Here is a 26,534-nt window from a genome sequence, read left to right as displayed (position 1 = left end):
CCGAACTCCTGATGTGACTCCCCTTCCGGGGATGTCCGGCGCTCGCACAGTGAGCGTGTCCGCAGCATCCCAAGGAGTTCGTCATGAGCAGATCCACGATCCTTCCCCGTCTCGGGGTCCTCGTCGCCACCGCAGCCCTGATGAGCGCCTGCTCCGGCGGCATGGGTGAGGATGCACCCGATTCCCAGGGCGAGCAGCCCGCCGCCACGCAGGAGCAGTCCGCCGAGGAGGGCGGAATGACCTCCGACGATGGCGGCGAGATGGCCATGGACCCGGCGGCGAACCTGGTCGGCCCGGGTTGCGCGGATTATGCCGCGATGGTGCCCGACGGCGCCGGCTCGGTCGAGGGCATGGCCCAGGACCCGGTCAGCGTCGCCGCCTCGAACAACCCGATGCTCACGACGCTGACCTCGGCGATCTCGGGCGAGCTGAACCCGGACGTGGACCTGGCCGACACCCTCGACGGTGACGAGTTCACCGTGTTCGCCCCGGTGGACGACGCCTTCTCGGCCATCCCCGACGATGACCTGACGGCCCTGGCCGGCGACGCGGAGGGCCTCACCGAGGTGCTCACCTACCACGTGGTGCCCGGTCAGCTCTCCCCGGACGAGATCGCCGGCACCCTCACCACCGTCCAGGGTGAGGACGTCGAGGTCACCGGCAGCGGTGATGATCTGATGGTGGGCGATGCGGCCGTGATCTGCGGCGGGGTCCAGACCCAGAATGCGACCGTCTACCTGATCGATACCGTTCTGATGCCTCCGATGATGGCGGAGCAGGGCTGAGCGGGACAGACTGCACTGTCGCCCCGAGCGGGCGAGGGGTGGGCGCACCACCCCCTCCGCCCGCTCGGGCCCCCGCACAGAAGGAGTCGCATGCCTCCGGAGCCCACCCCCGCCGACGCGGCGAACCGGTCACCCGGTGATGCCGCTCTGCGCCCGCTGCACGGTGAGGAGCTGCGGGCACCCACGCTCCCCGAGCTGTTGGGCCGCATCGCTCTCGGCGACGAGGACGCCTTCTCCCACCTGTACGACGACACCGCACCGCTGCTGTTCGGACTGATCCGGCGCGTGGTGCGGGACGTGGCGATGAGCGAGGAGGTGCTGCAGGAGGTGTTCGTGGAGGTATGGCGGCAGGCCACCCGCTTCGATGCCCATCGCGGCAGCGCACGGGGCTGGCTGTGCACCATCGCCCACCGCCGCGCGGTCGATACGGTGCGCTCGAGCGAAGCCTCGCGCCGGAGGGATTCCGAGGAAGGTCTGCTGCAGATGGAGCAGCAGGTCGTGGATGTTCAGGAGGAGGGGATCATGAGGGTCGAGAGCCAGCGGGTGCAGACGGCGATGGGAGCGCTCACCTCGGCGCAGGCAGAGGCGATCCGCCTCGCCTACTTCGGCGGATACAGCCATCGCGAGGTGGCCGCCCTGCTCGACATCCCCATCGGGACGGCGAAGACTCGGATCCGGGACGGCATGATCGTGCTGCGGGACAGATTGGGGGTGACCTCGTGAACGAGCAGAAGCACACCATGACCGGTGCCTGGGCCCTGAACGCCCTGGACGCGGAGGAGCGCGAGCAGATGCGCCGCTACCTCGAGGAGGATACCGAGGCCGCCGCCGAGGCCGCCGCCTTCGAGGAGACCGCCGCCGAGCTCGCCGGCAGCCTCCCCCCGCTCGCCCCGCGCCCGGAGCTGAAGGCCGCAGTGATGGCCCGCATCGGCACCACCCGCCAGCTCTCCCCCTCCCGGAGCAGGAGGAGACGCAGACCGACACGGCCAGGGCTGAGGCTCCCGACGTCGCACCGGCCGAGGTCCCCTCCCCGCGACCGACCGCTCCGTCGGTCGAGGACGCCTCTGCACCACCGAACCCACCGGCGAAGGTCGTCTCCCTGGACCGCTACCGGGCGAGCGTGCGCCGCAACCGCTGGACCGCGGTCGCCGCGTCCGCGCTGCTGCTGACCACCATCGCCGGGGCCGGGCTGTGGAACAACGAGCGCATCGCCGAGCAGGACGCCCGTGCGAGCCTCGAGGCCATGGCCTCCGAGCAGGCCGACGCCGAGGCGGAGCGGGCCATGCTCTCCACCATCCTGGCCTCGGACGATGCCTCGCACCTGGTCATCCCCTCCCAGGACGGCGGTTCCCTGCAGCTGATGTACTCCCGTCAGCAGGGGGCGATGCTCGTGCAGGCCGCGGACCTGCCCGCCCTGCCGGCGGAGGAGACCTACCAGCTGTGGATGATCGACGATTCCGGTATCGCCAGCGCCGGGCTGCTCGAGGACCCGGGTGCCGCCGCCATGCATGACGGCGCGATCCCGGAGGGCGTGACCGTCGGTCTGACGATCGAGCCCGCCGGCGGCTCGGAACAGCCGACCATGGATCCGATCGCGGCCGGGGTGCTGTCATGAGCTCCCCGTCCGCTCGGCTCGATCCCGACCGCCGCTCCGCCCCCGGCTGGTCGGCAGTCTCCGGCGTGGTCGCCGGTCTGGTGCTGGTGGCCGTCGCGGAGCTGCTCTCGCTGGCCTTCAGCTCCTCCTCCGCGCCCTTCGTGGCCGTCGGCGGCGCCTTCGTGGACATCGTCCCACCTGGGGTGAAGGACCTGGTGATCAGCCTGTTCGGCACCCTGGACAAGGTGGTGCTGTTCGCCTCGATGATCGTGGTGTATGCGGTGCTGACCGCGCTGATCGGGCGGCTCGGAGCCACCCGACCCCGCCCGGCCGCCGCTCTGCTCGCCGGTCTCGGCGTGCTCGCGATGGTCCTCGTGCTCACCCGCGCCCAGAACTCGGTGCTCGATGTGCTGCCCACCCTGGTCGGCACCGTGGTCGCGGTCCCCACCCTGCTGCTCCTGCTGCGGACCGTCCGTGCCCCCGCCGCAGTGGGCGATGCCGGGGCCGCCTGGACCCGTCGTCGTTCCCTGCTCGGCATCGGCGCCGTGGGGCTGCTCGCCGTGGTCGGCGCCGTGACCGCGCGCAGCGTCACCGCGAGCCGCGAGCTCGCCCGTCGGACCGCGCAGTACGTGCTGCCGACGCCGCGCAGCACAGCGGAGCCGATCCCCGCGGACGCTCAGGTCCAGCTCGAGGGGATGCCGCCCTTCGTCACCCCCAACGACGAGTTCTATCGCATCGACACCGCTCTCGCGGTACCGCGCGTGGACCCGAGCACCTGGCAGCTGCGGATCCACGGTCTGGTGGACCAGGAGCTCACGATCGACTTCGCGCAGCTGCTCGAGGAGCCGATGATCGAGAAGCAGGTGACGCTGGCCTGCGTCTCCAACCCGGTCGGAGGGGATCTGGCGGGCAACGCGACCTGGCTGGGGCTGCCCGTGCGCACCCTGCTGGAGCGGGCCGGGGTCAAGGACGGGGCGGACATGGTCCTGTCCCGCTCGATCGACGGGTTCACCGCCTCCACCCCCCTCGAGGCGCTGACCGACGACCGCGACTCGCTGATCGCGGTGGGCATGAACGGTGAGCCGCTGCCCGCCGAGCACGGCTATCCGGTACGGATGGTGGTGCCGGGCCTGTACGGCTACGTCTCGGCCACCAAGTGGCTCACCGAGCTGAAGGTCACCACGTTCGCGGACGACGTCGCCTACTGGTCCACCCGGGGCTGGACCGAGCGCGGACCGATCAAGATCGCCTCCCGGGTGGACGTGCCCCGCTCCTTCGGGGAGCTGAGCCCGGACGCCGAGGGCGCCGTGATGCTCGGCGGGACCGCCTGGGCACAGCAGCGGGGCATCTCCTCGATCGAGGTGCAGATCGACGACGGGGACTGGCGCGAGGCCGATCTCGGCGCAGAGGTCACCGAGGACACCTGGGTGCAGTGGTCGCTGCGCTGGCAGGACGCCGAACCCGGCGACCACTCGGTCACGGTCCGCGCCACCGACGCCGAGGGCGAGCTGCAGACCTCCCAGCGCGCGAACCCGGCACCGAACGGTGCCAGCGGCTGGCACTCGGTGCGCTTCAGCGTGGTCTGAGCAGCGCTCCGCTCAGCGCGGCAGCCCATCGGGCGCGACCAGCCCGTGCGCAGTGACCAGCTCATCCAGGGCACCGGGGGCCGCGGCGAGGGCGGCGCAGACCTCCGCCGCATCGCCGTGGGTCAGCGAGGAGCCGGTCAGGCCCACCAGCTCGTCGAACATCTCCTGCTGACGATGCCGCAACGGGATCGGACGGTCGTCCTCGGCGAGCACGCCCCGGTGTGAGGCGTACACGTCGAACTGCGGTGGCTGCTGCCCGGTGGCGAGGCGAAGCGGGAACTGGTCGGTCGACAGCCGGAGGCGGTCGTAGTTCGGCTCGGTCTCATCGATCACGGCCAGCTGCGCCGTATCGAACCAGGTGGCGACCAGCTCCATCCGCTCCCCCGCGCGCGGTACGGGGCGGCCGGCAGGTAGCCGGCGGCGGCGATCCCTGCGACATGCCCGACGGCCAGGTCGTGCACGGTGCAGCGCACGAAGGGCGTGGCCACCGGGATGTCGCGGCCGGAGCGACGGTACTTGCGGGCGATCGTCTGCGGCGTCTGGTTGGAGCCGACGGCGAGCACCAGGGTGCGCTCGGCCAGCGGGGCCGCCCCTTCGGCCGCGAGCGCCTGCTCGATCGCGGCGACGTCCACGAGCGGCTCGTCCAGCTGCTCGGTCGCGGCCCCGATCTCGCCGCTGGGGTCGAGGTCCGCGACCCCGTCGCTCAGCAGCAGCGCCGACCGCACTGCGGGCCCGAGCCAGGGATAGTCCTCCGGGGCGGCGGGGCGGGCAGGGAGGTCGAGCGAGGAGAAGACCATTCCTCGAGCCTACTGATGCCGCCGCACCGACCCCAGGATCCCGCGACCACTCTCACGCCTCTTCCGTACCGCTGGGCGCAGAGGACAATCTCCGGCCCCGGGCGCCGGGCCTACTCTGGGCTCATGAGCGAACAGCGCGCCGTCGATGCCCTGACGGCCTCGGGACTGCCTTTCGAGATCACCCGGCACGAGCGGGCGCGATCCCTCGCGGACGCGGCGGCGGCGCGCGGCGTCGAGCCGCGCGACATCGTCAAGACTCTGGTGGTGCGGCGCGGGGAGGGGGATTTCCTGTTCGTGCTGGTCCCCGGCGACCGGGAGATCTCCTGGCCACGGCTGCGATCGGTGCTGGGCGTGAACCGGCTGTCGATGCCGGACAAGGAGGTCGCCCGGGAGGTCACCGGGTACGAGCGCGGGACCATCACGCCCTTCGGGGCCACGACCGCCTGGCCGGTGATCGCCGACGCAGACCTCACCGGCGATCCCGGGCGCAGGATCTCCCTCGGCGCCGGCGCCCACGGGGTCGCGGTGACCGTGCCCGCCCAGGAGGCCCTCACCCATCTCGGCGCCCGGATCGCCGATATCACCGCGCCGGCGTGACGCCCGGCCTCACTCGTCGGTGAAGGTCATCTTCAGCCCGCCCAGCAGCGCCGCCACCAGGTTGTAGAGGAACGCCCCCAGGGTGCCGAGCGCGGTGATGATCACGACGTTCACCACCGCGACGATGGTGCCGTAGCTGGTCATCTTCGAGAAGGTGAAGAACTCCATGAACGGCAGCGGGTCACCGCTGTTCAGGTCCCGGCCCAGCTGATCGATGTAGGCCCACAGGCCCATCGCCTCGACCAGGTTCCACAGCACGACCACCGCGACCACGGTGGCGATGCCGATCGCGATCGCCGCCAGGAAGGACAGCTTCATCACCGAGAACGGATCCAGCCGGGCCAGGGTCAGGCGCACGCGGCGCGGACCGCGACGCTCCTTCTCCGCGGGATTCGCGATGCCGCTGGTCTTCTTCGGACTGCGGCTGGCACCCCGGGAGGCCGATCCCCTGCCTGCACCGATGGTCTGTTCGGAGGTCTGTTCGGCGGTCTCGGTCGTCGCCGGGGAATCCGCCGACGGCTTCTCCGTGAAGGCCGGGAGCTTGGACGTGGACTCTGCCGGGCCGGCGGGCCCGGCGGTGGTCCTGGAGTCACTGGTGCTCACGGATTACTCCTTGGTGGGATCGGCGTCGTCGGTCGACGACTGGTCGGACTCGTCAGAGCCTAGAACATCGCCCGCATCGCTCACACCCTCAGGCGCGTCGTCTGCGGAGATCTCCACACCTTCCTCGCTCCCGTCGCCGGGGGTCGGTGCGTCGTCGGCGGGGTCGGCGTCGACGATCTCGGGGCCTCTGTCTCGTCCTCGTCGACCTCGGACTCCTGGCCGGTGGTCACCAGCAGGATGCGGTCGCGCTTATCGGGCTTGGCGAAGACCACGCCCATGGTGGTGCGTCCCTTGGCCGGCACCTCGGAGACCTTGGAGCGGACCACGCGGCCGCGCTCCATCACCACCAGCAGCTCGTCGGATTCCTCGACCACGGCGGCACCCACCAGGTGGCCGCGGTCGTCGGGCAGCTTCGCGACCCGGATACCCAGACCGCCACGACCCTGCAGGCGGTACTCGTCGATGCTGGTGCGCTTGGCGAAGCCGCCGTCGGTCACGGTGACGACGAAGCTGCCCGGATGGGCGACGTCCATGGCCAGCAGCCGGTCGTCGTGACGGAACTTCATCCCGGTCACGCCGCTGGTGGCACGGCCCGTCGGTCGCAGCGTGCCGTCATCGGCGGGCATCCGGACGGACTGGCCGTTGCGGGAGACCAGCAGGATCTGGTCGTCGGCGTCGATGGCGCGGGCGGCGATCACCCGGTCGGGGTGGGTGCCGTCGGGGCCGTCGATGTCACGCAGGTTGATGGCGATGATGCCGCCGGTGCGGCTGGAGTCGAAGGCCGGCATGGCGGTCTTCTTGACCAGTCCGGACTCGGTGGCCAGCACCAGGTACTGAGCATCCTCGTAGCTGTCGATCGCCAGCACCGAGGCGATGTGCTCATCCGGCTGGAAGGCCATCAGGTTCGCCACGTGCTGGCCCTTCGCGTCCCGCGGCGCCTCGGGCAGCTCATAGCCCTTGGCGCGGTAGACCCGGCCCTGGTTGGTGAAGAACAGCAGCCAGCGGTGCGTGGTGGTGGTGAAGAAGTGCTCGACCACGTCGTCCTCACGCAGCGACGCGCCGCGCACTCCCTTGCCGCCGCGCTTCTGGGCGCGGTACTGGTCCTCGCGGGTGCGCTTGACGTAGCCGCCACGGGTGATGGTGACGACCATGTCCTCCTCGGGGATGAGGTCCTCCATCGCCATGTCCCCGGCGAAGGGCAGGATCTCGGTGCGGCGGTCGTCGCCGTACTTGTCGACGATCTCCTGCAGCTCCTCGGAGACGATGTCCCGCTGCCGCTGCGGATCGGCGAGGATCGCGGTGTACTCCTCGATCAGGGCCTGCAGCTTGTCGTGCTCCTCGATGATCTTCTGGCGCTCCAGGGCGGCCAGGCGGCGCAGCTGCATCGCGAGGATCGCGTTGGCCTGGATCTCGTCGATCTTCAGCAGCTCGATCAGCCCGGTGCGGGCCTGGTCGACGTCCGGCGAGCGGCGGATCAGCGCGATGACCTCGTCCAGCGCGTCGAGCGCCTTGAGGTAGCCGCGGAAGATGTGGATCTGCTCCTCGGCCTTGCGCAGGCGGAACCTGGTGCGGCGGACGATGACGTCGATCTGGTGCCGGGTCCACTCGCGCACGAAGGAGTCGATCGACAGGGTGCGCGGCACCCCACCGGCGAGCGCGAGCATGTTCGCGGAGAAGTTCTCCTGCAGCTGGGTGTGCTTGAAGAGGTTGTTCAGCACCACCTTGGCCACGGCGTCCCGCTTCAGCGTGATGACCAGGCGCTGACCGGTGCGGCCGGAGGTCTCGTCGGTGATGTCGGCGATGCCGCTGATCTTGCCCAGCTTCACCATCTCCGCGATCTTGCGCGCGAGGGTGTCGGGGTTGACCTGATAGGGCAGCTCGGTGACCACCAGCGACATCCGGCCGTTGATCTCCTCGGTGGAGACCACGGCGCGCTGGGTGATCGAGCCGCGGCCGCTGCGGTAGGCGTCCTCGATCCCCGAGGTGCCCACGATCGTCGCCCCGGAGGGGAAGTCCGGGCCCTTGATGAAGCGCAGGCAGGCCTCGAGCAGCTCGGGCTTGGTGGCCTCGTGGTTGGTCAGCAGCCACTGGACCGCCTCTGCCACCTCGCGCAGGTTGTGCGGCGGGATGTTCGTCGCCATGCCGACGGCGATCCCGGCGGAGCCGTTGACCAGCAGGTTCGGGAAGCGGGCGGGCAGCACGGTGGGTTCGTCGACCGTGTTGTCGTAGTTGCCCTGCATGTCCACGGTGTCCTGCTCGATATCCCGCACCAGCTCCATGGCCAGCGGCGCCATCTTGCACTCGGTGTATCGCGGGGCCGCGGCGCCGTCGTCGCCGGCGGAGCCGAAGTTGCCCTGTCCCAGGATCAGCGGGTAGCGCAGCGACCAGGGCTGCACCAGGCGCACCATGGCGTCATAGATCGCGGAGTCGCCGTGGGGGTGGTAGTTGCCCATCACCTCGCCGACGACCTTCGCGGACTTCGAGAAGGAGCGGTCGGGACGGTAGCCGCCATCGAACATCGCGTAGATGATGCGGCGGTGGACGGGCTTGAGGCCGTCGCGCACGTCCGGCAGGGCGCGGGAGACGATGACGCTCATCGCATAGTCGAGGTAGGAGCGCTGCATCTCCTGGTTGAGGTCGACCTGCGTGATGCGGTCGACCTCGTCCTCGTCCAGCGGGTCCACCAGGGTCACGGTGCGCGAGGCCGCCTCGTCGGCGGAGATCTCGTGCGCGCCCTCGGGCGTCTCCTGCCCGCCGAGGCCGACGTTCTGCGCCGGCGTCGGATCCTGCTCGGAGCTCGAGGCGTCCTCGGGGTCTGATCGGGGTTCGTGGGGTCCTGCGGGGTGTCACTCATGGGGCAAGAGGCCTTTCAGCTGGGGCCGAGGGTTCGTGGGGACCCCGGGGGTGCGCGGGCGGGCCGGCACCGCCCCGGGGGCCATGATCAGATGTCGAGGAAGCGGACGTCCTTGGCGTTCTCCTGGATGAAGCGGCGGCGCGACTCGACGTCATCGCCCATCAGGACGGAGAAGATGGTGTCGGCGTCGGCGGCCTCGTCGACCGTGACCTGCTTCAGGGTGCGCGTGGCCGCGTCCATGGTGGTGGACTGCAGCTCCTTCCAGTCCATCTCGCCCAGACCCTTGTAGCGCTGGATGCCGTTGTCCCGGGGGATGCGACGGCCGGCCGCGCGGCCCGCCTCGAGGCGCTCGTCGCGCTCCTCGTTGCTGAACACGTACTCGTGCGGGGCGTTGGACCACTTCAGTCGGAACAGCGGCGGCATCGCGATGAACACGTGGCCCAGCTCGATCAGCGGCCGCATGTAGCGGAACAGCAGCGTCAGCAGCAGGGTGCAGATGTGCTGGCCGTCGACGTCGGCGTCGGCCATCAGGACGATCTTGTGATAGCGCAGCTTGGTGGCGTCGAAGTCCTCACCGATCCCGGTGCCGAAGGCGGTGATCAGCGAGCGGACCTCCTGGTTGTCCAGGGCCCGGTCCAGTCGCGCCTTCTCGACGTTGAGGATCTTGCCGCGGATGGGGAGGATCGCCTGGGTGCGCGGGTCCCTGCCCAGCACCGCCGAGCCGCCGGCGGAGTCGCCCTCGACGATGAAGATCTCGGACTCGGCGGGGTTGCGGGAGGAGCAGTCACGCAGCTTGCCGGGCATCCCGCCGGTCTCCAGCGGGGACTTGCGGCGGGTGGCGTCGCGGGCCTTGCGGGCGGCCTCGCGGGCGGCCGCCGCGGCCTGCCCCTTCATGACGATCGACTTCGCCTCGAGGGGATGGGACTCGAACCAGTCCTGCAGCTGGTCGGTCATCACCTTGACCATGAAGGTGCGGGCGATGGTGTTGCCGAGCTTGGTCTTGGTCTGGCCCTCGAACTGGGGTTCCCCCAGCTTCACGGAGATCACCGCGGTCAGGCCTTCCCGGATGTCCTCGCCGGTGAGGTTGGCGTCCTTCTCCTTGAGCAGGGCCTGGGCCCGCCCGTACCGGTTCACGATCGAGGTCAGCGAGGAGCGGAAGCCCTCCTCATGGGTGCCGCCCTCGTGCGTGTTGATGGTGTTGGCGTAGGTGTGCACCGACTCCGAGTAGGCACCGGTCCACTGCATCGCGACCTCGACGGAGATCTTCGCCTCGGTGTCCTCGGACTCGAAGGAGATGATCTCGGGGTGGATGACCTCGGCCCGCTTGGTGGTGTTGATGAACTCGACGAAGTCCTGCAGACCGCGCTCGTAGAGGTAGGAGATCGTTCGGGGACCGGAGTCCTTCGCCCCGGCCTCCGCCTCCGCCTCGAGCTCGACGTCGACCAGGTCGTCGTCCTCCTCGTCCTGGTCGCTGTCCGGAGCGCGCTCATCGGTCAGCGTCAGGCGCAGGCCCTTGTTCAGGAACGCCATCTGCTGGAACCGCTTGCGCAGCGTCTCGAAATCGTAGATCGTCTCGTCGAAGATCTCGTCATCGGCCCAGAAGGTGATGGTGGTGCCGGTCTCCTCGGTCTCCTCGCCCTTCTCGAGCTCGGTGACCGGCACGCCGCGGGAGTAGGCCTGGCGCCACACGTTCCCGTCGCGGCGGATCTCCACCTCCATGCGGATGGACAGGGCGTTGACCACGGAGGAGCCCACGCCGTGCAGACCACCGGAGACCGCATAGCCGCCGCCGCCGAACTTGCCGCCGGCGTGCAGGACGGTGAGCACCAGCTCCACGGCCGGCTTGCCCTCGGTGGGGTGCATCGCGACGGGGATGCCGCGGGCATGGTCGATGCAGCGCACGCCGCCGTCGGCCAGCAGGGTGACCTCGATGGAGTCGCCGTGGCCGGCCATCGCCTCATCGACCGAGTTGTCGACGATCTCCTGGACCATGTGGTGCAGGCCGCGCTCACCGGTGGAGCCGATGTACATGCCGGGCCGCTTGCGGACCGCCTCGAGGCCTTCGAGGACGGTGATGTCCGAGGCGTCGTAGTGCTCCGGGGCGTGCGCCGCGCGCTCACCGGCCGTGGTGGGCGTGATCGAGGATGCCGCCGCTGCGTCGGCCGTTCCGGGGGACGGGTCGGGGGTGCCGGTGGGCACGTCCTGATCGGGCATGGGGCGGTCGCTGTCGCTCACCTGATGTGGCTCCTCGCAGTCCAGGGTCCCCCGCTCGGAAGACGGCGGGGCGGTTCGGCAGGACCTCGCGGGCAGGAGCTCCGGCGCACAGGCGCGGGACCCACTCAATGCCGCGCGCGCGTACGCGCGCGAGCGGCGACTGACCGGCCCCGGCGAGCACGCCGACGGCTGAAGTCCGCGGGGACGTCGGAAGACGTCGGCCGAACCTCCCTGATTCTAGCGGAGAACGCTCGCCGAACCTATTCGCCCCGTCACAGCTGTGGACGACGCGACGTGCATCCACCCCCAGGAGGCCCGGAAATGCCTCGAATCCGGCTCCGGAGGCCGTGGGACGAGGTCCCATACCCCGCCCGGGATGATCGTGCGGCACAGGGGCCTTCTCTCGTGGCGATCCCCTCGCGATCCCGCGCTCACGGCCCCGGCGCCGCTCCGCTCACACCCGGGAGGATCCTCCCTCGCGCCCGGCCGCGAGGCCCGCCAGCACGTGCGCCGTGGTCAGCGCCGCGGCCGCGGCCTCGTAGCCCTTGTCCTCGACGGAGCCGGGCAGACCCGCACGATCGAGCGCCTGCTTCTCGTCATCGCAGGTCAGCAGACCGAAGCCGACCGGTACGCCGTGGTCGAGGGCGACCCGGGTCAAGCCGTCGGTCGCCGCCTCGCACACGTACTCGAAGTGCGGGGTGCCGCCACGGACCACCACGCCGAGCGCCACCACGGCATCGTGATCGCGGGCCAGGGCGTCGGCGAGCACCGGCAGCTCGAAGGAGCCGGGGGCGCGCACCACCGTCGGCTCGGCGATGCCGGCCTCGGCAGCGCCGCGCAGCGCCCCGGCGAGCAGCCCGTCCATCACCTGCTCGTGCCAGGTCGCGGCGACGATCGCGAGCCGGGTGCCGCTGCTGTGGGGGATCTGTGCCGTGGGGCTTCCGTGGCCGCTCATGCGGTCTCTCCTTCGGTGGTGGTGGGCAGGGTCGGGAGATCACGGAGGTGATGCCCCAGCCGGTCCCGCTTGGTGGTGAGGTAGGTGAGGTTCTCCGGGGTGGGGTGGGTGTCGAGGTCGATGGTCCCCGTCACCTCGACGCCCCCGCCGACCAGGGCGTGGGCCTTCTCCGGGTTGTGGGTGAGCAGCTCGACCGCGGTCACCCCCAGATGGGCGAGGATGCCGGGCACGGCCGCGAAGGAGCGGGAGTCCACCGGCAGGCCGAGCTCGAGGTTGGCGTCGACCGTGTCCCGGCCGGCGTCCTGCAGGGCGTAGGCCCGCAGCTTCTCCACCAGGCCGATGCCGCGCCCTTCGTGACCGCGCAGCAGGATCAGCACCCCGCGACCGGCCTCGTCGATCCGCGCCAGGGACTCCTGGAGCTGGGGGCCGCAGTCGCAGCGGCGCGAGCCGAAGACGTCCCCGGTCACGCACTCGGAATGCACGCGGGTCAGGACCGGCCGATCGGTGGTGACGTCCCCGCGCACCAGCACCAGGTGCTCCGCGGTCCCCTCGCGCACCGCGAGCGCCTCGAAGGTGCCGTGCGGGGTGGGCAGCGGGACCGGCGCGGTGATCTCCAGGGCCGGACGGTCGGTGCGCCGACGGTGCGCAGCCAGGTCCTCGATGGAGATCATCCGCAGGTCATGCCGGTCGGCGAAGTCGCGCAGCGCGGGACCGCGCATCATCTCGCCGTCGTCGTGGACCAGCTCCACGATCATCCCCACGGCGGGCAGCCCGGCCAGGCGGGTGAGGTCGACGGCTGCCTCCGTGTGGCCGCGGCGCTCGAGCACCCCGCCGTCCTTCGCGCGCAGCGGGAGCACGTGCCCGGGACGGATCAGGTCGGTGGGCACGGTGTCCTGCCCGGCGAGCACCTGGAGGGTGCGGGCACGGTCGGAGGCGCTGATGCCGGTGGTCACGCCCTCGGCCGCATCGACGCTGACGGTGTAGGCGGTGCGCAGCGGGTCCGCGTTCTCGCGCACCATCAACGGCAGCTCGAGCTCATCGGCGCGGGCGGCGCTCATCGGTGCGCACAGCAGACCGCTGGAGTAGCGAACGGCGAAGCCGATCAGGGCCGGGGTCGCGGTGGAGGCGGCCAGGATCAGGTCCCCCTCGTTCTCACGGTCCTCGTCATCGACGACGACGACGGGGGCTCCGGCGGCGATCGCCGCGATCGCATCCTCGATCGGATCCAGGCGCAGCGCGCTCATCGGGTCCCCTCCGTTCCGGGCAGCAGGCTCGCAGTGAGCTTCTCGACGTATTTCGCCAGCACGTCCACCTCCAGGTTCACGCGATCCCCGATCCCGAGTCGGCCGAGGGTGGTGCGGGCGAGGGTCTCGGGGATGAGGCCGAGGGTCACCTCGTCGCCGTCGATCGCGGCGACGGTGAGGCTCACGCCGTCCACCGCGAGCGAACCCTTGGCCACGACATAGCGGGCCAGGCCGCCCGGGAGGGCGAGGCGCAGCAGGGTGGTGCCGGCCTCCTCCTCGCGGCCGGTGATCGTGCCGACCCCGTCGACGTGGCCCTGCACGATGTGACCGTCCAGGCGTCCATCGGCCCGCACGCAGCGCTCGAGGTTCACGGTGTCGCCGGGGGCGAGGTCGCCGAGCGAGGTCGCGGCCAGGGTGGTGGAGATGACGTCGGCCGTCCAGTGCTCGCCCTCGAGAGAGGTCACTGTCAGGCAGCAGCCGCTGACGGCGATCGAGTCGCCGAGCGCGATTCCCTCCAGGACCTGCGGGGAGCGGATCCGCAGACGGGTGGGGTCGGTGCCCGAGGTGAGCGGCTCGACGGTGCCGAGCTCCTCGATGATTCCGGTGAACATGGTGGTCCTTCCTGGTCAGGCGGTGCGGTGACGGGGGTGGAGGGTGAGGCGGAGGTCCGTGGGTCCGCCCGGGGAGGGCAGCGGGGAGGCATCGACCAGGTCCAGGTCGAGCCGGTCCACGAGGGTGGTGATCCCGAGGTCCTCGACGGCGGCACGGCCGGCGCCCAGCAGGGTCGGGGCGAGGTGGACGATCAGCTCGTCCACCAGCTCGGCGCGCAGGAAGGCGGCGGTGATGATCGGGCCGCCCTCGACCAGCAGGTGCCGGATGCCGCGGGAGAACAGCTCCTCCAGCGCGGCCGACGGGTCATGGGTGAGCAGGCGGAGCTCCTCGCCGGCCCCGTCGACGGCGGGCAGCGAGGGGGCGGTGCCGGTGCCCATCACGGCGCGCAGCGGCTGGCGCGAATGCAGCGTCCCATCGGGCCGACGCGCGGTGAGGGTGGGAGTGTCGACGCGGGCGGTACCGGTGCCCACCAGCACGGCATCGCAGGTGGTGCGCAGAAGGTGGACCTCCTCGCGCGCGGCCGGCCCGGTGATCCACTGGCTGGTGCCGTCCGCGGCGGCCGCACGACCATCGAGGGTGAGCGCGACCTTGGCCGTGACCAGCGGTCGAGCATGCTGCAGACCGTGCTCCCACCCCCGGTTCAGCGCGGCTGCGGCGGCCGCGAGCTCCTCGGGCAGTTCGAGCTCGACCTCGATCCCGGCCTCTCGCAGGCGCTGGATGCCCCCGGCGGCCACGGGATTCGGATCCCGACGGGCGATGACCACCCGGCCGATGCCGGCCTCGATCAATGCATCGGCGCAGGGACCGGTGCGACCCACATGCGTGCACGGTTCCAGGGTGACCACGGCGGTGGCCCCGCGCAGAGAGGGGCCGGCGGCCGAGCTCGAGGCCTGGGAGAGTGCATCGGCCTCGGCATGCGGGGTGCCGGCGCCGCGGTGATGGCCTTCGGCGAGGATCTCGCCGGCCGGGCTCAGCAGCACGCAGCCGACCCGGGGGTTCGGCCCCAGCGGCACCGCGGGATCGGCCGCGATCTCGAGGGCACGGCGCAGGGCACGGTGCTCGGCGGCATCCAGCATGGTCTCTCCTCCACTCCGCTGCTCGCGGACCCGGAGGGAGAGAAAGGGTGTACGGGAACGACATCGCCCGGGAATCACCATGCGGCGCAGCAGAAGCGCGGCGACGGTGCGCCCGAGGACGTCGTTCGCGTGCGCTTCCCATCCGGACTCTCACCGTCGGTCCAGGAATCCCACCTGGTCAGCCGAGGGCCAGAGGCCATCGGGTCGCGGACTGTCACCGCCGGCTCGGAATTTCACCGACCCCAGTGCACGCGAGCTGCATCAGCTCGTCTGAGCTCACAGTAGCAGGACCCGCCCCGTGACGGCCTCCGGTGACCAGCACCTCACAGCACGTCGATCAGCCGTAGGTGTCCCGGGGGCCGCGCCAGGTCACGGTGCGGCGGCCCTTCTTCCAGCTGCGCTGGGCGGCGGCCGGGCCGGTGACGGTCAGCTCGGAGATCACGTGGGAGCCGACCCGCTCCTCGATCGTGGTGATCAGCTGGGGAGTGAGCATCCGCAGCTGGGCGGCCCAGGCCGAGGAGGAGGCGCTGACCACCAGCACTCCTGCTTCGAAGGAGACCGGTCGGCAATGGGTGGCGAGCCGTTCACCCACGATGTCGTCCCACTCCTCCAGCACTCGTCCTGCGCTCATCCCGGCATTCCAGCCGAGGTTTCCCAGCACCTTCCGCAGCACGTTCTCGATGCCCTGCGGATCCCGCGGGTCGGGGCGTGATCCGGAGTAGCCGAGCGCGCGGCCGGACCGATCGCGAACGTCTCTGGCCTGAGTCTTCGCGGAGATGGGGAAGAGTCCGCGGTCCCGGGCCGCTGCTCGGGAGCGGTTCACGGTGCGTCGGGCGAGCTCGAAGGGATCCGCGGCGGCGGGCAGCTGCGGAGGATCGAACAGGACCTCGTCGGGGACCGGCACTGCCTCCCGATGCCCAGCATCATCGGACCGGCCGGCGGTCCGTCCGCCCCGGTCCCGGGCCGGGCGCGACTCCGTCTCCCGGGGACGCTGCGGCTCCTCCGACTCCTCCTCGAACGGTGTCCCTATCCCCGACCAGGTGCCCAGACCATAAGGATTGGCGAGCCGTGGACGCACCGGCCCGCCGCCCTCGCTGCGCGATCCGCCCCGCGCGGTCATGACCGGAATCCGCTGCCCCGCGGCACCGCGTCACCGAGGCTGACATCGATCACGTGGATCTCACCGTCCAGGGAATCCGGGATGTCGGTGTCGTTGGCAGTGGTGATCAGGACCTGGGAGGCGTCGGTGACGATCTTTCCCAAGCGCTCACGGCGACGCGTGTCGAGCTCGCTGAACACGTCGTCGAGGATGAGGATCGGCTCGCCGTCGCCCAGATCCCCTTCCTCCAGGCGCAGCAGATCGTAGGAGGCCAAGCGCAGCGCGAGCGCGAGCGACCAGGACTCGCCGTGGCTGGCATAGCCCTTGGCGGGGAAGTCGTGGAGGCGGATCTCCAGATCGTCCCGGTGCGGACCGGTCAGGGTCACGCCGCGATCGGTCTCCTCGTCATGGCCGGCCGTCAGCATCTCCAGCATCACGTCCTGGATCTCCCGAGTGCCGGGCAGGGAGCCGGCGGGCGCATCGAGCTCGTCCAGCACCGAGGAGCGATAGCGGATCGAGGCCGGGGAGTTCACCTCTCCCCGCTGGTCAGGGGGCAGATCCAGCCCGGGTTCAGCGCCTTCGTCGGTCGAGACCCGCAGATACGAGTAGCCCAGGTGGGGGCTGAGCCGGTTGACCAGGTGCAGGCGGGCCCGCAGCAGCTCGGCGCCGAACCGGGCCAGCTGCTGGTCCCAGACCTCGAGCGTCGAGGCCGCGGAGTCCGTCGGGTCCAGGCCGGCCACGCTGCGTCCGCTGCCGCCGCGCCGCATCGAGCGCATCTGCTTGAGCAGGTTGCCTCGCTGTTTGAGCACCCTGTCGTAGTCGGCCTTCACCGAGGCGAAGCGGGGGCGATCTCGAACAGCAGCTCATCCAGGAAGCGGCGCCGTCCCTCCGGATCGGCCTTGACCAGGCCCAGATCTTCGGGGCGAACAGCACTGCTCGGACCTCGCCGAGGAGGTCGCGCAGTCGGGAGACGTTCTGGCCCTGCAACCGTGCCCGGTTGGACCTGCCCGGCGTGATCTCGAGATCGACCTGGAGCGGCCGGTCGGCGCGCACGAAGCTCGCCCGGATGATCGCGGTGCTCTCCCCGCGATGGACGAGCGCGGCATCGTGGGGAACCCGGTGGCTGGACAGTGTGGCCAGATACCAAAGAGCTTCGACGATGTTGGTCTTGCCCTGCCCGTTCTGACCGACGAGCACGGTGATGCCGGGCTGGATCGACAGGCTCAGCCGGGGTAGGAGCGGAAGTCGGTGAGGTCGAGGGCGGTCAGCTGCACGGAGGGAGCTCTCCCTCCCTCAGATCCGCATCGGCATGATCAGGTACCTGTACGAGGAGTCGGGATCGCCCTCGAGCGAGTCCTGACCGGTCATCACCGACGGCTTGATCGAGTCGGTGAAGGTCAGGCGCGCGAAATCGCTGCCCAGGGCGCCGAGGCCGTCGAGCAGGAACCCGGAGTTGAAGCCGACGACCAGATCCTCGCCCTCGAGGTGCGCTTCGAGCACCTCGCTGGCCTGGGCGTCATCGCCCGCACCGGCCTCGAGAGCGACCTGCCCCTCGGTGAAGGACAGCCGCACCGGCGTGTTCCGCTCGGCAACGAGGGAGACGCGCTTGACGGCGTCGATCAGGCCGGCGGTGGAGACCACGGCAGTGATCGCCGAGGAATCCGGGAACAGACGTCGCACGGGCGGGTACTCGCCGTCCACCAGGGTCGAGGTGGTGCGGCGGCCGCCGGCCTCGAAACCGATCAGGGTCGCGGAATCATCATCGGACAGGGCGATCTCGACGCTGCCTCCGGTGGCCAGAGAACGGGCGACCTCATGGAGGGTGCGACCGCGCACCAGGGCGGTGAGCTCGGTGCCGGGCGTGGTGGGGTTCCAGGTGAGCTCACGCAGCGCCAGGCGGTAGCGGTCGGTGGACATCAGCGTCATGGTCTCGCCGCTGATCTCGACCTTCACCCCGGTCAGCAGCGGGAGGGTGTCGTCCTTCGAGGCGGCGACCGTGACCTGGGAGATCGCCTCGGCGAACACATCGGCGGCGACGGATCCTGCCACCGGCGGCATGCTCGGCAGCTGTGGGTACTCCTCGACGGGCAGGGTCGCCAGGGCGAAGCGGGCACTGCCGCAGCGGACCTGGAGCTTGGTGCCCTCCAGCGCGATGGAGACGTCCTTGTTCGGCAGAGCGCGCACGATATCCGAGAGCATCCGCCCCTGGACCAGCACCTCTCCGGGCTGATCGACCTCCGCCTCGAGCGTGATCTGGGCACTGACCTCGTAGTCGAACGTCGAGAGCTGCAGCTCCCCGCCGGCTTCAGCGATGATCCGCACACCCTGCAGGATCGGCATCGCCGGTCGCACAGGAAGGGTTCGGGTGGCCCAGGAGACGGCGTCGCCGAGGACGCCGCGATCGAGGTGGAACTTCACCGTTGCCACTCCTTCGCAGTGGTCGAATGACAGAACAGGGGCGACCACCCCGTCCAGCGGCGTGGTCGAACGGTGCACAGCGTATCGGTTCCGGAGAGCTGCCGCCGACACACCGGGCAGGATCCTTGACTTCCCTCGCCAGCAGACCTCGTTCGGCCCACTCGCGAACCCCCTGAACAGTCACCGATGCGCCGAACAGTTCCGCTCCTCGTCAAGGAATCCTGTCGTCACCCATCACCGAAATAACATCTCCGGCGATCGTTCCCGAGCACCCCGTCCCGTCCACACCACCGCCGAGCAAGTACTGACAGTCCTCATCATCACGACTGTGGATTCCGTGGACAAGCATCATCACTGCAGGTCGTACGGATCACCGACGTCGTGGACGGATCGGGGAGGAGTCACAGCGCGGCGTGGGCCGGCTGTGCACGGAGAGGCTGCGGAGCGCGATTCCTGTCATTCGGCCGTGCACATCGGCTCCTGCGTGGATGCCTGTGGTTCCACAGTGTCCACAAGGTTATCCACAATTGGGGAGAACTCTGCTCTGACCAGCATTGTTCTTCAGACTGACAAGAAGCGCCCGAAATCCGGAGCTCCGGGCCGCGCAGCGAACCAGGGGTGCTGCCGATCGTCACTGACGGGTCGCGGAGCTCGAGCTCTTGATCCGGGCTGTGAGCTCGGTGACCTGGTTGAAGATCGCTCGTCGTTCCTTCATCAGCTCGCTGATCTTCTTGTTGGCATGCATCACGGTGGTGTGGTCGCGACCACCGAACTCGTCGCCGATCCGGATCAGTGGCATATCTGTGAGCTCGCGGCAGAGGTACATGCCGATCTGTCGGGCCGAGACCAGGCGCCGTGACCGGCCGCTGCCCACGATCTCCTCGACGGAGAGCCCGAAGTAGGTCGCGGTCTGGGCGATGATCGTCGAGGCGGTGATCTGGGCGCCGTCGTCGTGCGAGAGCAGATCCTTCAGCACGCTCTCGGCCAGGGTGACGTCCATCGGCTGCCGGGACAGGGAGTGCAGCGCCTGCACCCGGATCAGCGCGCCCTCGAGCTCGCGGATGTTGGTGGCGATGTGCGAGGCGATGTACTCCAGCACGTCATGCGGGACTTCGCCGGTGTTCTCCTGGGCGACCTTCTTGCGCAGGATCGCGATGCGGGTCTCGAGGTCCGGGGGCTGCACATCGGTCATCAGCCCCATCTCGAAGCGGGAGCGCATGCGGTCCTCGAAGCCGCCCAGCTCCTTCGGCGGCAGATCGGAGGTGATCACGATCTGCTTGTCCGAGTTGTAGAGCGTGTTGAAGGTGTGGAAGAACGCCTCCATCGTCTCCGGCGCCCGCTGCAGGAACTGGATGTCGTCGATGAGCAGGATGTCGATGTCCCGGTACCGGCGCTGGAACTCCTGTGCCTTGCCGAACTGCCCGGACTGCACGGAGTTGATGAACTCGTTGGTGAACTCCTCGGAGTTCACGTACCGCACCACCACGTCGGGGTAGAGGCTCTGCGCGTAGTGACCCACCGCGTGCAGCAGATGCGTCTTGCCCAGGCCCGAACCGCCGTAGATGAACAGCGGGTTGTAGGCCTTGGCCGGGGTCTCCGAGACCGCCGATGCGGCGGCCTGCGCGAAGCGGTTCGAGGAACCGATCACGAACGTGTCGAAGGTGTATTTGCTGTTCAGGCGGGAATCCTCGACCAGCGCACCCTCCACAGCGGTGCTCCGGCGGCGGGGAGCCGGGCCGGGTGAGGGCGCCGAGGACCCCGTCAGTGCCGAGAGACCGGCGTAGGCGCTGGGGTCGTCCGCCGCGCGACCGCGGTAGTCGCGGTGGGTCGCGAACCGCTCCGCCCCGGAGGCGGCGCCCGGGGAGCCGGCTGCGCCGCTGCGGGGCAGGGCCGCCTGTCCCAGCTCCTCGCTCGTGGGCAGGACCGAGCCCTCGTCCCGCCGGAACGGGGCGGTGTGGACATCCTGCCCGGCACTGTCCACAGAGTTGTCCACAAAATGTGCACTGTTCTGGGTGGAGGAGGAGGTCAGGGGCGGCGACGGCACCGGATCGGGGCTGTCCCCCTCGAGCAGCAGCGACTCGTCGACCGTCACCGCGAAGCGGATGTCCCGCCCGGTGGCCTCGCTCAGGGCCGCCTTCAACGAGCTCGCGATCCTGTGCTCGAACAGCTCCTTCGCCGAAGTGGACGGGGCTGCGACCAGCGCAGTGTCCGCGACCACGGCCATCAGGCGGGAGAGCGTGAGCAGAGCGATGACCCGCTGCGACACGGTGTCGTCACGGCGCAGGGTCTGGAGCGTGTGCTCCCAGATCGCGTCGGCGTTCGCCTCGGTCATCAGGTCACTCCCTTGAGGTCGAGCGGGCGGTCGGAACAGTTTTCCACAATAGCTTCTGTATTGTGGATCAAGGATGTGGACAACATGTCGTGAGGTCCTCCTCTCCCGGCTCGAGCGTGCCGATCGCAGCGAAACGCCGATGCGGAGTGAGAATCCGGCCACAACCGGGCCGCAGAAGCGCTGAGACGTTGACCCCGTGCATCCCGGTGCCTAAAATCGTGCAGTCAGCGCTGCGCGCCGTCCCGATACGGTTCCCGGATCCACTGCGGACCCACTCCGGCATCGGATCGGACCTCGGCAGCCGCCCCGTCCCGGCGGGTGCGCCCGGACTTCCCGTTCGTGCAGCAGACCACAGACCACCGCGAGGGGCACGTCGGTGCCCACGATCGAGGAGAACCATGAGCAAGCGCACGTTCCAGCCGAACATCCGTCGTCGCGCCAAGAAGCACGGCTTCCGCGCCCGCATGCGCACCCGCGCCGGCCGCTCCATCCTGAACGCCCGTCGTTCCAAGGGCCGCGCCGAGCTCTCCGCCTGAGGCGGTCCCGAGACGATCCGCGGCACAGCTCCCGTGGCGCCGTGACCTGGTCCCGCCACCGGCTCCACACCGGTGACGAGTTCCGTGCTGTCACCCGTGGCGGTGTGCGCAGCGCCCGATCCCACGTGGTCGTGCACCTCACCCTGCTGACGCAGGGAGGAGAAGCACCCCGCGTGGGATTTGTCGTGTCCAAGAAGATCGGCAACGCCGTGGTGCGCAATCGCGTCACCCGGCGGCTGCGAGAGATCATCCGGCCGCGCCTGGCGACGATGCCGCCGGGCTCGGCACTCGTGCTGCGGGCCCTGCCGGGCATCGACGAGCAGCCGTTCGCCGCTCTTCGGGCCGACGTCGACACCGGGCTGGAGACCGCCGAGCGCAAGCTCGCCCGGCGCACCGAGGGCGCTCGATGAGATCCAGGTCCGGACATGGACCGTTCTGGGCGCTCCGTCGTCTGCCGCGCCGGCTGCTGATGCTGCCGGTGCGCGGCTATCAGGTGGGGATCTCCCCATACACCCCGCCGGCCTGCCGGTATGACCCGGTGTGCTCCCAGTACGGCATGGACGCCCTGCGGGTGCATGGTGCCGTGAAGGGTTTCCTGCTCACCTGCTGGCGGATCCTGCGCTGCAACCCCTTCACCCGTGGGGGGCTGGATCCGGTGCCCGCCCCCGGCATGTGGAGGAATCCACGCCGACTGCGGCGCCCGGCCCCCTAGGGCCTACTCTTGTCCAAGACTCCCGACCACAGCCGGCACCTCGCATGAACGACATGCGCATCCGTGCGGCAGGAAGACCAGGCCGATGAATCCCCTGTATCCCATCGAGTGGGCCGTCGCATGGCTCATGGTGAAGTTCCATGCGCTGCTGTCCGCCTTCTTGGCTCCGGACTCCGGTCTCACCTGGGTGCTGTCCATCATGGGTCTGACCGTCGTGGTCCGTACCCTGATCATCCCGTTGTTCGTGCGCCAGATCCGCGCCTCGCGGGCGATGCAGATGGTCTCGCCCGAGCTGCAGGCGGTGCAGAAGAAGTACAAGGGGAAGACCGACTCGGACTCCCGCGCGAAGATGGCCGAGGAGACCATGGCCATCTACAAGGAGGCGGGTGCCAGCCCGTTCTCCTCGTGCCTGCCGATGCTGCTGCAGATGCCGATCTTCTTCGGCCTGTTCCGGGTGCTGTTCTACAAGCTGCCCGAGGCCGCCGGGGCACGGACTTCGGCCCGCTGACCGAGCAGCTCGCCAGGAGCGCCTCGGAATCCACGTTCTTCGGTGATGTCACCATCGCCAACAGCTTCATCAACTCCGGGGACGGTGGGATCACCACCAAGATCATCGCCGGGGTCATCATCGCCTGCATGTCCGGGGTCACCTTCTTCACCCAGAAGTCCCTGACCATGAAGAACATGCCCAAGACGGCCCTCGAGGGCCCCATGGCCAGCACGCAGAAGATGATGCTGTACATGCTCCCGTTCATCTACGTGATCACGGGGCCGGGCATGCCGATCGGTGTGCTCATCTACTGGCTCACCACCAACATCTGGACCTTCGTCCAGCAGTACATCGTCATCAGCGCAGCTCCCACCCCCGGTTCCGCCGCGGAGAAGGAGCGCCACGCGCGTGTCAACGCCAAGCGCGAGAAGAAGGGCCTGGAGCCGCTCGACTTCACCCCGCCGAAGACGGTCTCCGCCGAGCCGGAGCCCGAGGCTCCGATCCGCGTCCAGCCCTCCAAGAGCAAGGGCGGCAAGAAGCTCTCCGACGAGGAGAAGCTCGAGCAGGCCCGGGAGCTGCGTGCGAAGGCCGCCGAGGAGCGCCGCCGAGCCCAGGAGGCCGCCGGTGAAGCGCCGAAGCCGCCGGCACGAGGTTCGAGCGCTCTGAACAAGGGCGCGAAGAAGAAGCGCAAGAAGTGACCTGGCTCCCGGGAGCACAGCCGCTCCCGGGCGCATCCCCTCATCCCAGGATTCCCCGGAGGACCGAATGAACGTCAACGACGGCACGCCTGCTCCCACCGCGGCGGAGGACAGCAGCTCGCAGCAGCACTTCGAGACCGAGACGGCACAGACGCCCGAGCCGGCCGAGACGGCGCAGACGGCTGCATCGGCATCGGCGGAGTCGGAGGCAGCGGTGGCCGCCGAGCCGGCCGACGAGGCGGCCGCCGAGGCAGCGCCCGAAGATGCCGTGGCGGCTGAGGACACCACCTCGTCGGCCGCATCCGCGTCGGACGCACCGTCGGAGGGCGACGATGAGCCGGTCTCCGAGGAGTCCGCCGAGGAGCGGGTGCGACGCCTCGAGGAGGAGGGCGACATCGCTGCCGACTACCTCGAGGAGCTGCTGGACATCACCGATCTGGACGGCGATATGGACATCGACGTGGACGGCGACCGCGCCTCCGTGGAGATCCGCGGGGCGGATAAGCTCGCCCGTCTGAACCGACCCAAGGGCGAACTCCTCGATGCCCTTCAGGAACTCGCGCGACTGGCCGTGCAGACCCGCACCGGGCAGCGGTCCCGACTGATGCTGGACATCGGCGGCTTCCGCGCCGAGCACAAGAGCAACCTCGAGGAGCTCGCCGAGACGGCGATCGCCGAGGCGAAGGAGGCCGGAGCCCCGGTGCCGATGCGGGCGATGAACCCCTTCGAGCGCAAGGTCGTCCATGACGTCGCCAAGCGCGAGGGACTGCGTTCGGAGTCCGACGGTGACGGCAAGAACCGCCACGTCGTGATCTACCCGGCATCCTGAGGCCCGCCATGCACCCTCTGCCCGACACCCTGCGCCCGACGGCCGAGCGTCTCTTCGGAGACCGCCTCGAGCTCGCCGAGCGCTACGTCGCGATGCTGGCCGAGCAGGGGCCCGAGCGCGGCCTGATCGGCCCGCGCGAGGTCGATCGGCTCTGGGAACGGCACCTGCTCAACTGCGCGCTGATGGTCGACGCGATCGATGCTCTTGACCATTCCGTCTCCACCCTCGCCGACGTCGGCTCAGGGGCCGGCCTGCCCGGTGTGGTGATCGCGATCGCGCGCCCGCACCTGCAGGTCACCCTGATCGAGACGATGCAGCGTCGCACCAGCTGGCTCGAGGAGGTCGATGCCGAGCTGGGTCTCGGCCTCGAGGTGCTGCGGACCCGGGCGGAGGACCTGCACGGCCGGCGCAGCTTCGACGTGGTGACCGCTCGCGCCGTCGCGGCCCTGGACAAGCTGGCCCGCTGGACGCTGCCCCTGGTGGCCGATGGTGGTTCGCTGCTGGCCATGAAGGGCTCCTCGGCGGCGGACGAAGTCGAGAAGGCACAGAAGGCCCTGGCCCGGCTCGGAGGCGAGGATCCCACCATCTCGCTGTACGGGACGGGAGAGGTCGAGGTTCCCACTACAGTGGTCCAAGTGCGTCGCCGTGCGAAGGCGACCAGGAAGGGAGACGCACGTGGCTGAACAGCGCGATGATTCCTCCCCGGAGCGCGGCGCGATGGAAGACACCCCGCTGATGCGAGAGCTCACCCGGGATCACGCCCGCAGGAAGAAGCTCGAGGGCCTCGAGTTCCCGCGCTCTGGCGAGACCCGGATCATCACCGTGGCCAATCAGAAGGGTGGGGTCGGCAAGACCTCCACCACCGTGAACGTCGCCGCCGCGCTGTCCATGGGCGGTCTGAACGTGCTGGTGATCGATGCGGATCCGCAGGGGAACACCTCCACCGCGCTGAACATCGAGCATCACGCCGAGGTCCCCAGCATGTACGAGGTGCTGGTGGAGTCCGCGCCGCTGACCGAGGTGGTGCAGCAGGTCCCCGAGATGAAGGGCCTGTTCTGCGCCCCGGCCACCATCAACCTCTCCGGTGCCGAGATCGAGCTGGTCTCGCTGGTGGCCCGCGAGAACCGGCTGCGCAATGCGATCCGCGACCATCTCGAGGACCGCGCTCAGCAGGGGATGGAACCCCTGGACTACGTGCTGATCGACTGCCCGCCCTCCCTCGGGCTGCTGACGGTCAACGCCCTGGTCGCCGCCCGCGAGGTGCTGATCCCGATCCAGGCCGAGTACTACGCGCTCGAGGGCCTCTCGCTGCTGCTGAACAACATCGACCTGATCCGCCAGCATCTGAACCCTGACCTGGTGGTCTCCACGATCATGCTCACGATGTACGACGCCCGGACCCGCCTGGCCGCGCAGGTCGCCCAGGACGTCCGCGATCACTTCCCCGAACAGACGCTGCAGACCTCGATCCCGCGCTCGGTGCGGATCTCGGAGGCACCGAGCTACGGCCAGACGGTGCTGACCTACGATCCGAGCTCGAGCGGCGCGCTCGCGTATCGTGCAGCAGCTCATGAACTGAATTCCCGCTCCGCCCCCTGACTCCGTTCCACGGATCCTTGACGCGATGGTGCATGCGGGACCTCTGGACCCCTCGACGGCGACGACATTTCTCGGAAGGACAACGGCCATGACGCAGAAGCGAGGACTCGGTCGAGGACTGGGTGCCCTGATCCCGGGCGCCGGCTCGACCCCTGCGCCTGAGCAGGAGCTTCGTACGCGCACGCAGTCGGCGTCGAGCCCGAGCGGCGAGCCCGGGAGCACCCGGCCGGTGGATATGTTCTTCTCCGGGGAGAAGGCCACGCGCGACGAGGAGAATGCTCAGCGCGAGCGGGCAGGTGCCCGCGATCTCGCCACCGGTATGGCCCGTGCGGCTGCTGAGCGGCGAGGCCGCTCCGGCAGCACAACGGGACGCCGCACCTCCGGGACCGGCGCCGTCTCCGACCGGTCGGCGAGCCAGAGCACGCAGAAGACGCCCGCTGCGGATCCTGCCCCGTCGCCCGCTACTGGTACTCGCGCCTCGAAGAGCCCGGCCGCCAGGAGCGGGTCCAAGCGATCCGCCGCGTCGGCAGCGAAGGACTCGACGACGACGTCGGAGAGCAAGGCGTCAACGACCAAGACCGCAGCGAAGAAGACTCCTGCGAAGAAGACCCCCGCGAAGACCTCCCCCGCCAAGACCACCCCTGCGGAGAAGACTTCCGCACCGAAGGCTCCGGCCACGAAGACCCCGCAGCCGCCGACGACGGGATCCAGCAGCACCGGGACCGAGAAGACCGAGGCACCGGCTGCCGAGACGTCCCCGTCGATCGAGCAGACGACCGCCACGACGGCACCACCCCGCTCCTCGTCTGCGGAGCCGGCGCCGGAATCGACGCCCGCCGCGCCGGAGCCCGTCTCGTCCGCGCCTCATGCAGCAGAGCCCGCAGACGCCGAGGTGGAGGCTCCG

Annotated in this window: 26 protein-coding genes, 1 pseudogene and 1 riboswitch; of the genes and pseudogenes, 13 read left to right on the top strand and 14 right to left on the bottom strand. The window is 69.8% G+C overall.

What is annotated here, in order from left to right; translation table 11 throughout:
• Window positions 1-83: 83 nt before the first annotated feature.
• From CFK39_RS08315 to CFK39_RS08300, 4 genes are all read left to right on the top strand, one after another.
• Window positions 84-785, top strand: coding sequence for a fasciclin domain-containing protein (locus CFK39_RS08315; RefSeq protein ID WP_245822374.1), 702 nt, complete (start codon window positions 84-86; stop codon window positions 783-785).
• A gap of 90 nt (window positions 786-875) precedes the next feature.
• Window positions 876-1,508 carry an ECF RNA polymerase sigma factor SigK gene (gene sigK, locus CFK39_RS08310; protein ID WP_089065075.1) on the top strand — a complete coding sequence of 211 codons (633 nt, stop codon included), beginning with the start codon at window positions 876-878 and terminating at the stop codon, window positions 1,506-1,508.
• A 397-nt stretch (window positions 1,509-1,905) separates the two neighbouring features.
• Entirely contained in the window at window positions 1,906-2,400 is a 495-nt protein-coding gene (locus CFK39_RS17480; RefSeq protein ID WP_420836202.1) for an anti-sigma factor domain-containing protein, read from the top strand.
• Window positions 2,397-3,965: a molybdopterin-dependent oxidoreductase gene (locus tag CFK39_RS08300; RefSeq protein WP_089065073.1), complete on the top strand. Its 1,569-nt coding sequence runs from the start codon at window positions 2,397-2,399 to the stop codon at window positions 3,963-3,965. Before CFK39_RS17480 ends, CFK39_RS08300 begins: the two co-directional genes overlap by 4 nt.
• Before the next feature lie 12 nt (window positions 3,966-3,977).
• Here the strand turns inward: CFK39_RS08300 and CFK39_RS16825 are convergent, their stop codons facing one another.
• Window positions 3,978-4,340, bottom strand: a complete 363-nt coding sequence (locus CFK39_RS16825) for a hypothetical protein (RefSeq protein ID WP_245822372.1) — start codon at window positions 4,338-4,340, stop codon at window positions 3,978-3,980.
• The gene (locus CFK39_RS16820; RefSeq protein WP_245822371.1) at window positions 4,295-4,762 is read right to left on the bottom strand and encodes a hypothetical protein; all 468 of its coding nucleotides are present in this window, start codon (window positions 4,760-4,762) and stop codon (window positions 4,295-4,297) included. Before CFK39_RS16820 ends, CFK39_RS16825 begins: the two co-directional genes overlap by 46 nt.
• A gap of 123 nt (window positions 4,763-4,885) precedes the next feature.
• On the opposite strand from CFK39_RS16820, the gene CFK39_RS08290 reads away from it, so the two are divergent.
• Window positions 4,886-5,359 carry an aminoacyl-tRNA deacylase gene (locus tag CFK39_RS08290; RefSeq protein WP_089065072.1) on the top strand — a complete coding sequence of 158 codons (474 nt, stop codon included), beginning with the start codon at window positions 4,886-4,888 and terminating at the stop codon, window positions 5,357-5,359.
• Between the two features lie 9 nt (window positions 5,360-5,368).
• Here the strand turns inward: CFK39_RS08290 and CFK39_RS08285 are convergent, their stop codons facing one another.
• The 11 genes and pseudogenes from CFK39_RS08285 to dnaA all read right to left on the bottom strand — a co-directional run bounded on the left by CFK39_RS08285 (window position 5,369) and on the right by dnaA (window position 20,766).
• Window positions 5,369-5,962, bottom strand: a complete 594-nt coding sequence (locus tag CFK39_RS08285; protein ID WP_089065071.1) for a DUF3566 domain-containing protein — start codon at window positions 5,960-5,962, stop codon at window positions 5,369-5,371.
• Window positions 5,963-6,042: 80 nt separating this feature from the next.
• Window positions 6,043-8,586, bottom strand: coding sequence for a DNA gyrase subunit A (gene gyrA, locus CFK39_RS08280; RefSeq protein ID WP_420836217.1), 2,544 nt, complete (start codon window positions 8,584-8,586; stop codon window positions 6,043-6,045).
• A 317-nt stretch (window positions 8,587-8,903) separates the two neighbouring features.
• Window positions 8,904-11,051: a DNA topoisomerase (ATP-hydrolyzing) subunit B gene (gene gyrB, locus CFK39_RS08275; RefSeq protein ID WP_089065070.1), complete on the bottom strand. Its 2,148-nt coding sequence runs from the start codon at window positions 11,049-11,051 to the stop codon at window positions 8,904-8,906.
• Window positions 11,052-11,484: 433 nt separating this feature from the next.
• Window positions 11,485-11,985 carry a 6,7-dimethyl-8-ribityllumazine synthase gene (gene ribH / locus CFK39_RS08270; RefSeq protein WP_089065069.1) on the bottom strand — a complete coding sequence of 167 codons (501 nt, stop codon included), beginning with the start codon at window positions 11,983-11,985 and terminating at the stop codon, window positions 11,485-11,487.
• Complete coding sequence (locus CFK39_RS08265) at window positions 11,982-13,229, bottom strand: bifunctional 3,4-dihydroxy-2-butanone-4-phosphate synthase/GTP cyclohydrolase II (protein ID WP_089065068.1); 1,248 nt, start codon at window positions 13,227-13,229, stop codon at window positions 11,982-11,984. The genes ribH and CFK39_RS08265 overlap by 4 nt, the downstream gene beginning before the upstream one ends.
• The gene (locus CFK39_RS08260; RefSeq protein WP_089065067.1) at window positions 13,226-13,840 is read right to left on the bottom strand and encodes a riboflavin synthase; all 615 of its coding nucleotides are present in this window, start codon (window positions 13,838-13,840) and stop codon (window positions 13,226-13,228) included. The genes CFK39_RS08265 and CFK39_RS08260 overlap by 4 nt, the downstream gene beginning before the upstream one ends.
• 15 nt (window positions 13,841-13,855) lie before the next feature.
• Complete coding sequence (ribD, locus tag CFK39_RS08255) at window positions 13,856-14,917, bottom strand: bifunctional diaminohydroxyphosphoribosylaminopyrimidine deaminase/5-amino-6-(5-phosphoribosylamino)uracil reductase RibD (RefSeq protein ID WP_089065066.1); 1,062 nt, start codon at window positions 14,915-14,917, stop codon at window positions 13,856-13,858.
• Between the two features lie 125 nt (window positions 14,918-15,042).
• Window positions 15,043-15,172: riboswitch (FMN riboswitch) on the bottom strand.
• An 82-nt stretch (window positions 15,173-15,254) separates the two neighbouring features.
• Window positions 15,255-15,821: a DciA family protein gene (locus CFK39_RS08250; RefSeq protein ID WP_245822367.1), complete on the bottom strand. Its 567-nt coding sequence runs from the start codon at window positions 15,819-15,821 to the stop codon at window positions 15,255-15,257.
• 212 nt (window positions 15,822-16,033) lie between these two features.
• A pseudogene (gene recF / locus CFK39_RS08245) lies at window positions 16,034-17,290 on the bottom strand (DNA replication/repair protein RecF).
• Window positions 17,291-17,309: 19 nt separating this feature from the next.
• Window positions 17,310-18,434 (bottom strand): DNA polymerase III subunit beta, encoded by a 1,125-nt coding sequence (gene dnaN, locus CFK39_RS08240; protein WP_089065064.1) that lies wholly within the window; start codon window positions 18,432-18,434, stop codon window positions 17,310-17,312.
• A gap of 631 nt (window positions 18,435-19,065) precedes the next feature.
• Window positions 19,066-20,766, bottom strand: a complete 1,701-nt coding sequence (gene dnaA / locus CFK39_RS08235; RefSeq protein WP_089065063.1) for a chromosomal replication initiator protein DnaA — start codon at window positions 20,764-20,766, stop codon at window positions 19,066-19,068.
• A 398-nt stretch (window positions 20,767-21,164) separates the two neighbouring features.
• Here dnaA and rpmH point away from each other — a divergent pair, with 398 nt between their 5' ends.
• The 8 genes from rpmH to CFK39_RS08200 all read left to right on the top strand — a co-directional run bounded on the left by rpmH (window position 21,165) and on the right by CFK39_RS08200 (window position 25,630).
• Window positions 21,165-21,302 carry a 50S ribosomal protein L34 gene (rpmH, locus tag CFK39_RS08230; RefSeq protein ID WP_089065062.1) on the top strand — a complete coding sequence of 46 codons (138 nt, stop codon included), beginning with the start codon at window positions 21,165-21,167 and terminating at the stop codon, window positions 21,300-21,302.
• A gap of 41 nt (window positions 21,303-21,343) precedes the next feature.
• Entirely contained in the window at window positions 21,344-21,712 is a 369-nt protein-coding gene (gene rnpA, locus CFK39_RS08225; protein ID WP_089065061.1) for a ribonuclease P protein component, read from the top strand.
• Window positions 21,709-22,014 (top strand): membrane protein insertion efficiency factor YidD, encoded by a 306-nt coding sequence (yidD, locus tag CFK39_RS08220; RefSeq protein ID WP_089065060.1) that lies wholly within the window; start codon window positions 21,709-21,711, stop codon window positions 22,012-22,014. Before rnpA ends, yidD begins: the two co-directional genes overlap by 4 nt.
• Window positions 22,015-22,099: 85 nt before the next feature.
• The gene (gene yidC, locus CFK39_RS17170) at window positions 22,100-22,522 is read left to right on the top strand and encodes a membrane protein insertase YidC (protein WP_275094089.1); all 423 of its coding nucleotides are present in this window, start codon (window positions 22,100-22,102) and stop codon (window positions 22,520-22,522) included.
• Complete coding sequence (locus CFK39_RS08215; protein ID WP_275094088.1) at window positions 22,420-23,202, top strand: YidC/Oxa1 family membrane protein insertase; 783 nt, start codon at window positions 22,420-22,422, stop codon at window positions 23,200-23,202. The genes yidC and CFK39_RS08215 overlap by 103 nt, the downstream gene beginning before the upstream one ends.
• A 67-nt stretch (window positions 23,203-23,269) precedes the next feature.
• Window positions 23,270-24,031, top strand: coding sequence for a Jag family protein (locus CFK39_RS08210; RefSeq protein WP_089065059.1), 762 nt, complete (start codon window positions 23,270-23,272; stop codon window positions 24,029-24,031).
• Between the two features lie 8 nt (window positions 24,032-24,039).
• The gene (gene rsmG, locus CFK39_RS08205; protein ID WP_089065058.1) at window positions 24,040-24,714 is read left to right on the top strand and encodes a 16S rRNA (guanine(527)-N(7))-methyltransferase RsmG; all 675 of its coding nucleotides are present in this window, start codon (window positions 24,040-24,042) and stop codon (window positions 24,712-24,714) included.
• A gap of 34 nt (window positions 24,715-24,748) precedes the next feature.
• A complete protein-coding gene (locus tag CFK39_RS08200) occupies window positions 24,749-25,630 on the top strand; it encodes a ParA family protein (protein ID WP_089066340.1) in 882 nt (293 codons plus the stop codon).
• A gap of 279 nt (window positions 25,631-25,909) precedes the next feature.
• On the opposite strand, the gene CFK39_RS16815 is transcribed toward CFK39_RS08200, so the two are convergent.
• The gene (locus CFK39_RS16815) at window positions 25,910-26,413 is read right to left on the bottom strand and encodes a hypothetical protein (protein ID WP_245823029.1); all 504 of its coding nucleotides are present in this window, start codon (window positions 26,411-26,413) and stop codon (window positions 25,910-25,912) included.
• Window positions 26,414-26,534: the final 121 nt, after the last annotated feature.

It is taken from the genome of Brachybacterium avium (genome assembly GCF_002216795.1).
In the GTDB taxonomy this organism is placed as follows: domain Bacteria; phylum Actinomycetota; class Actinomycetes; order Actinomycetales; family Dermabacteraceae; genus Brachybacterium; species Brachybacterium avium.
The sequence above is the reverse complement of the archived record's forward strand: the minus strand, read 5'-3'. Positions and strand labels throughout refer to the sequence as shown.